The organism is Tardiphaga sp. OK245 (genome assembly GCF_900108575.1).
Lineage (GTDB): Bacteria > Pseudomonadota > Alphaproteobacteria > Rhizobiales > Xanthobacteraceae > Tardiphaga > Tardiphaga robiniae.
Genome location: NZ_FNWZ01000008.1, coordinates 59065 through 71821, shown reverse-complemented (window position 1 = coordinate 71821; position 12757 = coordinate 59065). Strand labels below are relative to the sequence as shown.

The 12757-nt window shown below is 62.3% G+C and carries 12 protein-coding genes; 8 read left to right on the top strand and 4 right to left on the bottom strand.

The features are described 5' to 3' along the window. Positions 1-91 precede the first annotated feature (91 nt). Entirely contained in the window at positions 92-655 is a 564-nt protein-coding gene (locus BLW80_RS28810; RefSeq protein ID WP_349633316.1) for a hypothetical protein, read from the bottom strand. Between the two features lie 203 nt (positions 656-858). On the opposite strand from BLW80_RS28810, the gene BLW80_RS28805 reads away from it, so the two are divergent. The 5 genes from BLW80_RS28805 to BLW80_RS28785 all read left to right on the top strand — a co-directional run bounded on the left by BLW80_RS28805 (position 859) and on the right by BLW80_RS28785 (position 7614). Beyond that, positions 859-1869 carry a Gfo/Idh/MocA family protein gene (locus tag BLW80_RS28805; RefSeq protein WP_093761942.1) on the top strand — a complete coding sequence of 337 codons (1011 nt, stop codon included), beginning with the start codon at positions 859-861 and terminating at the stop codon, positions 1867-1869. 78 nt (positions 1870-1947) lie between these two features. Next, on the top strand, positions 1948-3099 hold the full coding sequence (locus tag BLW80_RS28800) for a DegT/DnrJ/EryC1/StrS family aminotransferase (protein WP_093761940.1): 1152 nt from the start codon (positions 1948-1950) through the stop codon (positions 3097-3099). Between the two features lie 43 nt (positions 3100-3142). Further along, positions 3143-4675 (top strand): murein biosynthesis integral membrane protein MurJ, encoded by a 1533-nt coding sequence (gene murJ / locus BLW80_RS28795; protein WP_093761939.1) that lies wholly within the window; start codon positions 3143-3145, stop codon positions 4673-4675. 102 nt (positions 4676-4777) lie between these two features. Next, entirely contained in the window at positions 4778-7075 is a 2298-nt protein-coding gene (locus BLW80_RS28790) for a xanthine dehydrogenase family protein molybdopterin-binding subunit (protein WP_093761937.1), read from the top strand. Between the two features lie 92 nt (positions 7076-7167). Further along, on the top strand, positions 7168-7614 hold the full coding sequence (locus BLW80_RS28785) for a c-type cytochrome (RefSeq protein WP_093761935.1): 447 nt from the start codon (positions 7168-7170) through the stop codon (positions 7612-7614). A gap of 8 nt (positions 7615-7622) precedes the next feature. Here the strand turns inward: BLW80_RS28785 and BLW80_RS28780 are convergent, their stop codons facing one another. The 3 genes from BLW80_RS28780 to BLW80_RS28770 form a co-directional block, all read right to left on the bottom strand. Next, positions 7623-7976, bottom strand: coding sequence for a type II toxin-antitoxin system PemK/MazF family toxin (locus BLW80_RS28780; RefSeq protein WP_093761933.1), 354 nt, complete (start codon positions 7974-7976; stop codon positions 7623-7625). After that, a complete protein-coding gene (locus BLW80_RS28775; RefSeq protein WP_089266946.1) occupies positions 7963-8178 on the bottom strand; it encodes a type II toxin-antitoxin system PrlF family antitoxin in 216 nt (71 codons plus the stop codon). Before BLW80_RS28775 ends, BLW80_RS28780 begins: the two co-directional genes overlap by 14 nt. Before the next feature lie 144 nt (positions 8179-8322). Then, positions 8323-8745, bottom strand: coding sequence for a CHRD domain-containing protein (locus BLW80_RS28770; protein WP_089266947.1), 423 nt, complete (start codon positions 8743-8745; stop codon positions 8323-8325). A gap of 164 nt (positions 8746-8909) precedes the next feature. Here BLW80_RS28770 and BLW80_RS28765 point away from each other — a divergent pair, with 164 nt between their 5' ends. The 3 genes from BLW80_RS28765 to BLW80_RS28755 all read left to right on the top strand — a co-directional run bounded on the left by BLW80_RS28765 (position 8910) and on the right by BLW80_RS28755 (position 12668). Then, positions 8910-9830, top strand: coding sequence for a c-type cytochrome (locus BLW80_RS28765; protein WP_093762004.1), 921 nt, complete (start codon positions 8910-8912; stop codon positions 9828-9830). A gap of 157 nt (positions 9831-9987) precedes the next feature. Then, positions 9988-10962: a DMT family transporter gene (locus tag BLW80_RS28760; protein WP_093761931.1), complete on the top strand. Its 975-nt coding sequence runs from the start codon at positions 9988-9990 to the stop codon at positions 10960-10962. A 275-nt stretch (positions 10963-11237) separates the two neighbouring features. Then, entirely contained in the window at positions 11238-12668 is a 1431-nt protein-coding gene (locus BLW80_RS28755; protein WP_068738114.1) for an aldehyde dehydrogenase family protein, read from the top strand. The last annotated feature ends 89 nt before the right edge of the window (positions 12669-12757 follow it).

Sequence of the window (12757 nt, the reverse complement as noted above, 5' to 3'; positions counted from 1 at the left end):
ATCCCGGCCGTATCGCTTCAACGAATTGCAAAAGCCCCCGATCATCGGGGGCTTTTCTTTTGGGATATTGCTATTGAACTTGTCAGGTATCCTAAATCTTCTGCCCCGCTGGAGCCTTCGGCCCCGCGGGCACACCTCCGCCACTCCCGCCCACATCGATCCTGATCCGCTGCACCTCCGTGCGCCCGGCCGGATACTTCACCTCGATGGTCACTTCATCGCTGCCGACGAAGTCCGCCTTCGACTGATAGAAGGCGATGAACCCTGGCACTTCGAGCGCGAGGCATTGCTTGTAGTTGGTGGCGCTCACCTTGCCGCGCTTGATGCTGACGGTGCCGTTCGCAGGTGGGGTCACCATGCGCAAAGCGGGCAGGGTGCCCGAGGTGCAGTCGGGCTGGACGTTGAGATAAACGCCGACCTGGAAGTTGCGCGCGGTCGGGCCCTTGGCGGTCCGCTCGACGACAGATGGTGTGGCGGCAGGCGGCGCTGGCGAGGGCGTCTGCGCCCAGACGGCGGTTCCGGCACCGGTTCCCGCCAGAGTGCTTATGACGAGACTCAGCGCGACAACCGGCTTGCGAAACATGGAATTTCTCTCGATTGGCAGGTAATAACAGCGCGGCGCGACATCCCAAGGATGCAGCAAAAGTGCTGTCATATCAATGGATCGCAGGCCCGTGGGCCGGATCGATGAGGGGCGGTTGGCCGGTCTCACGACTTGGTGTAATTCTTTGAATCAAAACGTGTTTGGGTAGCTCCGCGGGGCAATCGCCACATCTGTGGCGGGCATGCTAGGAGAACCCACGGCGCCAGTATGGTGAATCGCCGCGCCGGCTCTTTAAGAATTCTGAGGTTTGTTGAATGGTGTCGAAAGAAACTTCCGCAGCGAAGGATGCGGTGCGCACGCTGCGGGTCGGCGTCGTGGGCGCAGGTGTCATGGGCACCAATCATGGCCGCGTGCTGGCCGGGCTGCCCGGGATCGAAATGGTCGGCATCGTCGATCCTCTGCTCGAACATCGGGAGCGTGCCGAGAAGCTGATCGGCTGCAAGACCTTCGCGGATCTGGATGCGTTGCTCGCCGCCGGCGTCGACGCCGTCACCATCGCGGCGCCCACTCACTTGCATCACGAAGTGGCGCTGGCCTGCATCGCCAAGGGCATCCATGTCCTGGTCGAGAAGCCGATAGCATCGACCGTGCAAGAGGGCCGCGACATCGTCGCCGCTGCCCGGAAGGCCGGCGTGACGCTGATGATCGGTCATGTTGAGCGCTTCAATCCGGCGGTCGCCGCCATCAAGAAGGCGATCGAGGGTGAGGATATTCTCTCCATTGGCATTACGCGCGTCGGCCCGTTCCCGCCGCGCATGTCCAATGTTGGCGTTGTCATCGATCTTGCCGTGCATGACATCGACCTGATCCGCTGGTTCACCGAGAGCGACATCGTCGAGGTGCAGCCGCAGCTCGCCTCCGCTGTCGCCGAGCGCGAAGACATCGCGCTGTTGCAGTTCCGCACCGCCTCCGGTGTGCTTGCCCATATCAACACCAACTGGCTGACGCCGTTCAAGGCGCGCACCGTCACCGTCGCGACACGCGGCAAATATGTGATGGGCGATCTGCTGACGCGGCAGGTCACCGAATGTTTCGGTTTCCAGAACGATGGCAGCTATTCGATGCGCCATCTGCCGGTCGGGCAGGACGAGCCGCTGCGCGCCGAACTCACTGCGTTCCTCCATGCGGTGCGAACTGGCGGTGTGCCGGCAGTGACCGGCGAGGAGGGCGTTGCCTCCCTCGAAATTGCCATCCAGTGCCTGGAAGCGCCGAAGAAGCGCGCGGCAACGGCGACGCGTCCGGCGCCCCGCAAGGTCGTTGGCTGACGCAAGCGCGACCCGGCGCATGCATGCGCCGGCGTCCAATATCCAGACTTCAACACGACACTCTGCAGGCCAGGCATCATGAACCAGCACACCCGCATCGACCCCGTTCCCTTCATCGACCTCAATGCGCAGCGTCAGCGGCTCGGATCGTCGATCGACGAGGCGGTCACCCGCGTGCTCAATCACTGCCAGTTCATCAACGGCCCGGAAGTCACCAAGTTAGAGGCCGAGCTCGCCAAATATTGCGGCGCCAAGCACGTAATCAGCTGCGCCAGCGGTACCGACGCGCTGATGATGGTGCTAATGGCCAAAAAGGTCGGCCCGGGCGACGCCGTGCTGTGCCCGTCCTTCACCTTCTGCGCCACCGGCGAGGCCGTGGCACTGGTCGGCGCGTCGCCCGTGTTTGTCGAAGTCGACGAAGTCACTTTCAACATCAGCCCTGAGTCCGTGAAGCGTGGCATTGCCACCGCCAAAAAGGCCGGCCTCAAGCCTCGGGCGATCATCCCGGTCGATCTGTTCGGCCAGCCCGCGGATCTCGATGCGATCAACGCCATCGCCGAGGCCGAGGGCCTGTTTGTGCTGGAAGACGCCGCGCAGGCCTTCGGCGCGACCTATAAAGGCAAGCGCGTCGGCACCTCGGCGCTGGCCACCACCACCAGCTTCTTCCCGGCCAAGCCGCTCGGCTGCTTCGGCGACGGCGGCGCGATTTTCACCGATGACGACCAGCTCGCCGAGGACCTGCGCAGCATCCGCATCCATGGCCAGGGCTCCGACAAATACGACAATGTCCGTCTGGGCATCACCGGCCGCCTCGACACCATCCAGGCCGCGGTGCTGCTGGAAAAGCTGAAGATCTTCGACGACGAAATCGCCGCCCGCAACAAAGTAGCCGACCGCTACGCCCGCAGCCTCGGTAACCTCGTTACCGTGCCGCGAGTCGCCGAGGGCAATACGTCGATCTGGGCCTGCTACGTGATCCGTCTGCCGCAGGGCACCGACCGCGACGCCTTTGCCAATGCGCTGAAGGCGCAGGGCGTGCCATCAGCGATCTATTACGCGAAGTCGATGCATATGCAGACTGCCTATAAGGACTATCCGGTCGTCGATGGCGGCCTGCCGGTCTGCGAGGCGCTGTCGGCCGACGTCATCAGCTTGCCGGTGCATGCCTATCTCGACGAGGCCACCCAGGATCGTGTCATCCAGGCTGTGCGCGACGCGTTGGCGACCTAAGTTGAGCATTTTGCACCGCCACTTCATGCTGTAGAAGCGGCTGATGCTGGGACGCATTTTCACCGTCGGCGGATATACGCTCCTCTCGCGGATCACCGGTTTCGCGCGCGACATCATGCTCGCGGCGATCCTTGGCGCCGGGCCGGTGGCTGACGCCTTCTTCGTGGCGCTGCGGCTGCCCAATCACTTCCGCGCCATTTTCGCCGAGGGCGCGTTCAATGCCGCTTTCGTCCCGGCCTATGCCCATGTGACCGGTAAGGGCGGCCCGGCATCGGCGCATCTGTTTGCCGACCGCATTTTCACGCTGCTGTTTGCATCACAGGTCGTGCTGCTCATCCTGGCCATTCTGTTCATGCCGCAGGCCATGAGCATCCTCGCGCCGGGCTTCACCGATGATCCCGCGCAGCGTCATCTCGCCATCGAGCTGACACGCATCACCTTTCCCTATCTGCTGCTGATCACGCTGGTGACGCTCTATGGCGGCATGCTGAACGTCATGCAGCGCTTTGCCAGTGCCGCGGCGGCCTCGATCTTCCTCAATATCTCAATGATGGCGACACTGGCTCTGGCTGCGTTCTTTCCGAGTGCAGGTCACGCCGCCGCCTGGGGTGTGTTGATTTCGGGCTTTCTGCAATATTTCCTGCTCGCCGGCGACTTGCAGCGCCATGGCGGACTTCCTCGTTTTGCGCCGCTGCGCCTCGACGAGGATGTGCGCGGATTCTTCCGCGCGCTCGGCCCCGCGACGCTCGGCTCAATGGGCACGCAAGTCGCATTATTTGCCGATACCATCATCGCGACCTTCCTGCCGGTAGGCGCGCTGTCGGCGCTGTATTATGCCGACCGTCTCAACCAGTTGCCGATCGGGGTGTTCGGTATCGCCATCGGCACGGTACTGTTGCCGGAAATGTCGCGGCGGATGGCGGCAGACGATCACGTTGGCGCCATGGGCGCGCAGCGCCGCGCCTTCCTGTTCACGCTGTTGTTCTCGCTGCCCTTCGTCGCCGCATTCCTCGTGGTGCCCGATGTCATCATGCGGGCGATGTTTGCCCGTGGGGCCTTCACCAACGCCGATGCTGCCGTCGCTGCGGCGACGCTCGCCGCCTATGCCATTGCGCTCATCCCCTTCGTGATGATCCGCAGCGCGGTCGCAACTTTCAATGCCCGCAAGGATACCACGACGCCGATGATTGCTGCGCTCACCGCCATCGCAGTCAACGTCGCGCTGAAGATTTTGCTGATGGGACCTCTGGCGCAGATCGGCCTCGCGCTTGGCACCGCGGCGGGAGCCTGGATCAATCTGTTGCTGGTCATCTTCTTCGCCATGCGGGCTGGCTATCTCGAATTCGATCGCGCTTTTATGCTGGCGCTCGGCAAATTCGCGTTGACCGGCGTGGTTCTCGCTGCGGTGCTATGGGGGACCGCGCGTCTTGCGGCGGAGCAGTTTGCGGGCCTCACCAGCCTCCGCGACGAAGCGACGCTGGGAGTTCTCATCATCGTGACCGTCGTGGTCTATTCGGCATTGGTCCTGGCGCTTTTCGGCAAAAGCTGGCTGCGCAGCCTGGTCCGCGCCAGATAGCTCGCTTCATCGTGTCCCAAAGTCGGGCAGGGCGACGCTCTGTGCCACTTGCCGCCATCCTCCCGCAGTGTAGATTGAGTCTAAACTGCATGCGGAGGAACGATGGCCCCCATCAAATTCGGCGTCGGACAGAGTGTCCTGCGTAAGGAAGACGACGCCCTCATTCGTGGCCGTGGCCGCTATACCGACGATCATGCGCCCGTCACGCTGCATGCCCTCGTGCTGCGCTCGCCGCATGCCCATGCCAATTTCACCATCGATGTCAGCAAGGCGCGCACACTTCCGGGTGTCGCTGCGATTCTGGCGGCGGAAGACACCAAGGACCTCGGCGGTCTGCCCTGCCTGTTCAATCTCGAAGATCATCCTTTCACCGGGCCGGATTATCCGATCCTCGCCGTAGGGGAAGTCCGCCATGTCGGCGACGCCGTGGCCTTCGTCGTTGCGGAGACTGTCGCGCAGGCGCGTGATGCGATTGAGGCGATCGAGGTCGACTGGAAGCCGCTGCCGTCCGTGAACGGTCTGGTCAATGCCGTCGCCAAGGGCGCGCCGCAGGTATGGGCCAAGCATCCCGGCAACATCCTGTTCGATGTGCCGATCGGCGACAAGAAGGCGGTCGATGCGGTGTTCGCCAAGGCGCCCGTGATCGCCGAGGTGAAGATCGTCAATCCGCGCGTCATCATCAACTATATGGAGACCCGCGCGGCGATCTGTGAATACGACGCCAAGCGCGATTACATGACGCTGACCATCGGCAGCCAGGGCAGCCATCGTCTGCGCGACATCCTCTGCGATAACGTGCTGAAGATGCCCAAGGACAAGATGCGCGTGATCTGTCCCGATGTCGGCGGTGGTTTCGGCACGCGGCTGTTTCCCTATCGCGAATATGCGCTGGTGGCCTTTGCCGCCAAGAAGCTTGGCAAGAATGTGAAGTGGGCGGCGGACCGTACCGATCACTTCCTCGGCGACGCGCAGGGCCGTGACAACGTTACCCATGCACGCATGGCGCTGAGCGAGGATGGCAAGTTTCTCGCCATGGATGTCGACCTGATGGCCGACATGGGCGCCTATCTGTCGACTTTTGGGCCGTACATTCCGCATGGCGGCGCCGGCATGTTGCCGGGGCTCTACGACATCCAGGCCTTCCACTGCCGCGTCCGCACGGTGTTCACCAATTCTGTGCCGGTGGATGCCTATCGCGGCGCCGGCCGTCCGGAGGCGGCTTACGTCGTCGAACGTCTCGTCGATCAATGCGCGCGCAAGCTCGGCATGACGCCGGATGCGATCCGCCGCAAGAATTTCATTTCGCCGAAGGCGATGCCGTACAAGACCGCGACCGGCAAGGTGTACGACTCCGGCGATTTCACCGCGCATATGAAACGCGCGATGGATGTCGCGGGCTGGAAGGAATTTCCAAAGCGGGCCAAGGCCGCGAAGAAGGAGGGCCTGGTTCGCGGCATCGGCATGGCCACCTATGTGGAAGTCTGTGGCACCATGGGCGACGAGACCGCCAATGTGGCCCTTGGCGCCGATGGCGACATCACCATTTTGATCGGCACGCAATCGACCGGACAGGGTCACCACACCGCCTATGCCCAGATCGTCGCCGAACAGTTCGGTGTGACACCGGACCGCGTCCACATCGTCCAGGGCGACACGGCGAAGGTGGCGACCGGTCTCGGTACCGGCGGCTCCGCATCGATCCCGACCGGTGGCGTCAGCGTGCAGCGCGCCACCAGGCAGCTCGGTATCAACCTCAAGGAGCTCGCGGCGGATATGCTGGAAACCAGCGCCGCCGACCTCGAGATCGATGGCGGCGTGGTGAAGATCGCCGGCACTGATCGCTCGGTGTCATTCGCCGATCTTGCAAAGAAGGCCAATCCGTCGAAGCTCAATGCGTCTGAAACCTTCAGCAGCGCCGACGGCACCTTCCCCAACGGCACCCATCTGGTCGAAGTCGAGATCGATCCTGCGACCGGCAAGATCGCCATTGTCAATTACGTCATCGTCGACGATTTCGGCGTCACGCTGAATCCGTTGCTGCTGGCCGGCCAGGTTCATGGCGGCACCATGCAGGGCATCGGCCAGGCGCTCATGGAGCAGGCGATCTATGATCCCGAGGACGGCCAGCTCGTCACCGGCACTTTCATGGACTATGCGCTGCCGCGCGCGGCCGACGGCGCGCCGATCTCGTTCGAGACCCACAACATCCCCTGCGTGACCAATCCGCTGGGGGTGAAGGGGGCTGGCGAGGCTGGCGCCATCGGCTCCTGTCCGGCTGTGATGAACGCCATCATCGATGGTCTCTATCGCGAATACAAAATCGAGCACATCGACATGCCCGCAACTCCTGAGCGGGTGTGGATGGCGATCCGCGAGCACGAACGGCTCCACACGCTGTAAAGCGCCGCCGCCGGGAATAGCCGGATGGCGGCGGGGTTCATCTACATGTTGCGAACTAGTCCTAATTGAATTCCAAACAGGGGTATTGGTTGATGAAACGTGCGCTTCTCGTTGTCGGAGCTTTGCTGTTGGGCGTGGGGGCGGTCTCGGCCCAGCAAGAGATCGTCAAGGAACGCCAGACGCTGATGAAGTCCAATGGTCGCGCTCTTGGCGGCACGCTCAGCGCGATGGCCAAGGGCGACAAGCCCTATGATCAGGCCGCGGTCGAGGCCGCGCTGACCGTGCTGGACGAAACCGCCAAGAAGCTGCCGACACTGTTTCCGGACAGCACCAAGGGTCTGAAGGCCGAGGGTGACTATTCGACGTCGCCGAAGGTCTGGGAAGACAAGGCCGGTTTCGATGCCCACATCGTCACCTTCGCCAAGGCCGTCACCGACGCCAAGGCCAAGATCAAGGATCTCGACAGCCTCAAGGCGAATGTCGGCGGCATCGGCAAGGCATGCGGTGGCTGTCACGAGACGTTCAGGCTCAAGATCTGAGTCAGACCTCAGTCGGCAGAGCTATTTCCGGACAAGATTGTCTGAAGTTGGTGCATGACATTTCGAAGCGCAGGCTTGGCGATCTTGCCGATGCGCTCAGCGTGCAGAACTTCAATGATCGCGATCTTGAACGGGCGAACGACTGATGCGACGGGGAGGCCGCTACGCTCGTGGTTCGGGATGGGTACATCGCCGAGCCATGGCCTGTTCTCTGCGGATGTAATCATGACGACCCAGAGCAACGCGCTGGCTTCTCCTATCGGGCCGGAAGACACGACCAAAGCGGGGCGACGTTGCCTCGTGTCCTTATCTGTATAAGGAAATGGGACGCGGATGATATCGCCTTGCTCAAAGTCGGCCATAGGCCTTCCGGTCAGCGGCGCTATCCCATTCGTCGAATGTGGCGAAGGGGTCTTCGGGTTTGCTCTGCTCGGCACGCGTAAGGACGACGCGGCCTTCTTCGATGGCATAGGCGATCTCGTCGCCTTCCTTCAGCCCAAGCGCCGCGCGCACGGGTTGGGGGATCGTCGTCTGAGCCTTGCTGGTCATCTTGCTGGTGATCATCGAGCATCCTCAGATTACAATGTAAGGAAAATCCTTACATTGTTCAAGTGGATGTCTTGCTCCGGAAATGAGATGTTTCCCGACAGCACGAGGGCGAGTGCTGTAGCACTCGCCCTCGTGTCCAAGCCATGTTCGGCACGAATGTTACTTCGTCACCTGTCCGCGGATCTCGCCGCCTTTGTTGGCCTCAGTGTGGATGTTGACATAGTACTTGCCGGCCAACAGGTCGGCGGCCTGTGCGTCGGTCAGCGTGGCGCTGCCTTCGGAGCCGGATGTGGCTGGTGTGATCGGTACGGCCACTCCGGCATTCTTGCCGGCTTCGGCGGGGCCGTGGAAATGCGCCATGGTCGCAGGACCCGTGAGGCCGGAATAGGTCAGCTTCCAGGTCAGCTTCTTGGTGGCGGGATCGAAGTCGATATCGGCGGTGCCCTTGCCGGCGCTGGTATTGGCGGGCACTTCGGAGGCGCTGTCGAGGGTCGCCTTCATCTTGTCGGCGGAAGCGGGGCCGGCGAGGGCGATGCTGGCGCCGAGTGCGAGGGACGCGAGCATGATCGAACGAGGTGACATGGTTTTCTCCCTGATGATGGTGAGGTCGTCATGGCTGGAAACATCCGAGACGCCAATTCATTCCCCCGGGAGCCTAAGGGATGGATCACGGTTTCGTTCCGGCAGCGGCTGTTCGACGCGCTTTATGTGCTGAAGTTTGACCCGGATACCAATTGGACATGTACGTGCTGAAACGGCTTTTCATTCTCGCATTTGTCGCGGCTGTCATCGGCCTCGGCGTGTTCTGGTGGCTGACGATTCCCGTAACAGTGGCTGCGAGCACGCTCCCGCCGCACACGCCCAATCCCGGCAATGGCGCAGTGGTCTTCAATGCCGGTGGCTGCTCGTCATGCCATGCGACGCCCGCGCAGCAGGATCGGCTCAAGCTTGGCGGCGGGCTGCCGCTCACATCGCCGTTCGGTACGTTCTATGTGCCAAACATCTCGCCGGATCCGGTCGCCGGGATAGGCCGCTGGAGCGAGGCTGATTTCGTCACGGCGCTGTTGAAGGGGACGTCGCCGAACGGTTCGCATTACTTTCCGGCCTTTCCCTACACGTCCTATCAGCAGATGAAGATGGAGGACGTGCGCGATCTGTTCGGCTATCTAAAGACGCTGCCACAGGTCGCCAGCAAGGCGCCTGATCATGCGGTGCCATTCCCGTTCAACATCCGCCGCAATCTCGGCGTCTGGAAGCTGCTGTTCCTCGATGGCAAACCCTTCGAGGCGGATGCATCGAAGTCGCCGCAGTGGAATCGCGGCAGCTATCTGGTGAATGCGCTGGGCCACTGTGCCGAGTGCCACAGCCCGCGCAATGCGCTGGGCGGCATCGTGACGGCACAGCGCTTTGCCGGAGGTCCTAATCCTGACGGAGAGGGTTGGGTACCCAACATCACCCAAAAGCGTCTCGGTGACTGGAGCGAAAAGGACATCGCGTATTTTCTCGAAACCGGGCAGACCCCGGACGGTGACACCGCCGGTGGCTCAATGGCCCGCGTAATCCGCAATACCTCCCAGTTGAGCGCAGACGACCGCTCGGCGATGGCGCTCTATCTGAAATCGCTCCCTGCGGTGGAGGGGCCCATTAGGCCCGCCAAAAAGGGCTAAAACCGCCCGCGCAAGGTTGGGTTGTGGCGAGGTGCGGCCTTGCATGGAAACCCGCCAAGCCATGTCGCATCGGCGGTTTTCGTGAGGAGGCTCACGTGATTGTGTGCTGCAACATGAAGACCCCCACGATTCCCCAGATCTCCATTTCCCCGAACTCATGAACATCTTCAAAGCCGTGTCGCTGAAGATTGCCAGCACCATGGCGTTTGCCATCATGGGCGCGCAGGGTCGCTATCTCGGCAGCGACGTGCCGCTCGGCGAGATCGTGTTTGCCCGCGGGTTGTTTGCGCTGATCCCGATCGTGCTCTTTTTCGGCTGGCGCGGTCAATTGCGCGGCGCGCTACGCACCAACCGCGTCTCCGCGCATCTGGTGCGCGGTTCGTTCAGCGTGATCGGGACGTTCTGCACCTTCGGCGCGCTGGCGCGATTGCCGATCGCGGATGTGACCGCCATCGCCTTCATCGCGCCGCTGATCACCGTGGTGTTCGCCGCGATCTTCCTGAAAGAGCAGGTCCATGCCTATCGTTGGTCGGCGGTGGCAATCGGTTTTTCCGGCGTGATCCTGATGCTGTCGCCGTATTTCCACGATCACGCGGCGCTGACCACGTCGATGATCGTCGGTCTGTCGCTGGCGCTGCTCAATGCCTTCTCGTCGGGCGGTGCGACCATCCAGATCCGCCGGCTGACCGCAACGGAGTCCTCATCCGCGATCGTCATCTTCATGACGCTGATCGTGATGGCGGCATCGCTGCTCACGGCGCCATTTGGCTGGCGCTGGCCGACGAATTTCGAACTGGCACTGCTGGTCGGTATCGGCATTTCCGGCGGGCTCGGGCAGATGCTGTTCACCGAGAGCTATCGCTATGCGCCGGCGTCCTTCCTGGCGCCGTTCGACTACACGGCGATGCTGTGGGCCTTCTTGCTCGGCTTCTGGATGTTCGGCGAAGTGCCGACGCCCTATGTGGTTGGCGGCGCGGTGATCGTCGCGGGCGCAGGCATCTTCGTCATCCTGCGCGAACGCCATCTCGGCCTGAAGCGGCTGCGTGACACACCGATGTCGCCGATTTCCACCATGGCGGACGACGAAGCTGACCCGGATGCGCCCATCGCTGTCCGCGCAAAGTCGCGCTGATTTTTCGTTCAATTTTGTTGCAACGCACACTGCGCTTTGCTGGCAAGTTGCGACAATTCGATTTTAGAACGCGCGCAAATCACGGGGCCTTGCTCCTGCCACGCGGCTGGATTTATATGCATTTGCTGCTTTCACGCGGCATCCCGTGCATGACGGGCTCATGAGGCGAAATGACCGCGCAAGGGTGCTTGCCGGACGTGTCGTTCCTTCCCAGATAGACCCGGCTGCACAGAATTTTCTGACGACAGACGTTCCCGCAATCAAAGAGGTTACCAATGGTCAACCGCCTGCAATTCTACATCGATGGCGCCTGGGTCGATCCCGTCGTCAAGAAGACCACCCCTGTCGTCAATCCGGCGACTGAAGATGCGATGTACGACATTGCGCTGGGCTCCAAGGCCGACGTCGACAAGGCTGTCGCCGCTGCCAAGCGCGCTTTCGAGACGTTCTCCCAGACCACCCGTGAAGAGCGCATCGCGCTGCTCGAAAAGATCATCGCGGTCTACAAGACCCGCATGTCGGATATCGGTGCGTCGGTCTCCGACGAAATGGGCGCTCCGCTGCCGATGGCCGAGAAGCTGCAGGCCGGTGCTGGCCTCGGTCACCTCGTCGCCACGCTCGACGTGCTGAAGACCTACAAGTTCGACGAGGCGCACAACGCCGCCATGATCACGAAGGAGCCGATTGGCGTCGTTGGCATGATCACCCCGTGGAATTGGCCGCTAAACCAGATCGCCTGCAAGGTCGCACCTGCGCTCGCCGCTGGCTGCACCATGCTCTTGAAGCCGTCGGAATACACCCCGACCTCAGCGTTGATCTTCGCGGAAATCCTCCATGAAGCCGGCGTGCCGAAGGGCGTGTTCAACCTCGTGAATGGTTTGGGCCCCGACGTCGGCGTCGCCATGAGCGAACATCCCGACATCGACATGATCTCCTTTACTGGTTCGACCCGCGCCGGCATCGACGTTGCCAAGCGCGCCGCGAACACCGTGAAGCGCGTCAGCCAGGAGCTCGGTGGCAAGTCGCCGAACGTGATCCTCGATGGCGCCGACTTCGTGAAGGCCGTCACCGGCGGCGTCGCGCACATGTTCAACAACTCCGGACAGTCGTGCAACGCGCCGAGCCGCATGATCGTGCCGCAGGCGAAGATGAAGGAAATCGCTGCCATCGCGAAGGCGCAGGCCGATAAGACCAAGGCCGGCGATCCGCGCGCTGATGGCACCGTGATCGGTCCGGTGGTCAATCGCGGCCAGTGGGACAAGATCCAGGGCCTGATCCAGAAGGGCATCGAGGAAGGCGCCACGCTGGTCGCCGGTGGCCCCGGCCTGCCGGAAGGCGTCAACAAGGGCTTCTATGTACGTCCGACGATCTTCGCCGACGTCACCGAGAACATGACCATCGCGCGCGAGGAAATCTTCGGGCCGGTGCTTGTGATCATGGGGTCCAAGGACGAAGCCGATGCGCTCCGCATCGCCAACGACACGCCCTATGGCCTCGCTGGCTACGTCTCGGCTGACACGGTTGAGAACGCCCGCAAGTTCGGCCGTCGCATCCGCGCGGGCAACGTCAACCTGCAGGGCGCTCCGAACGATCGCACGGCGCCGTTCGGCGGCTACAAGCAGTCCGGCAACGGCCGCGAATGGGGCAAGCATGGTCTCGAGGACTTCCTCGAAGTCAAGGCGATCGCAGGCTACACCGCGGCGTAAGACCGCGTCGTTGAAGCGCAAGCTTCGTGACTGAAAACGCCGGCATGGAGCCATCCATGCCGGCGTTTTTGTTTCTACGATGGTCTCTC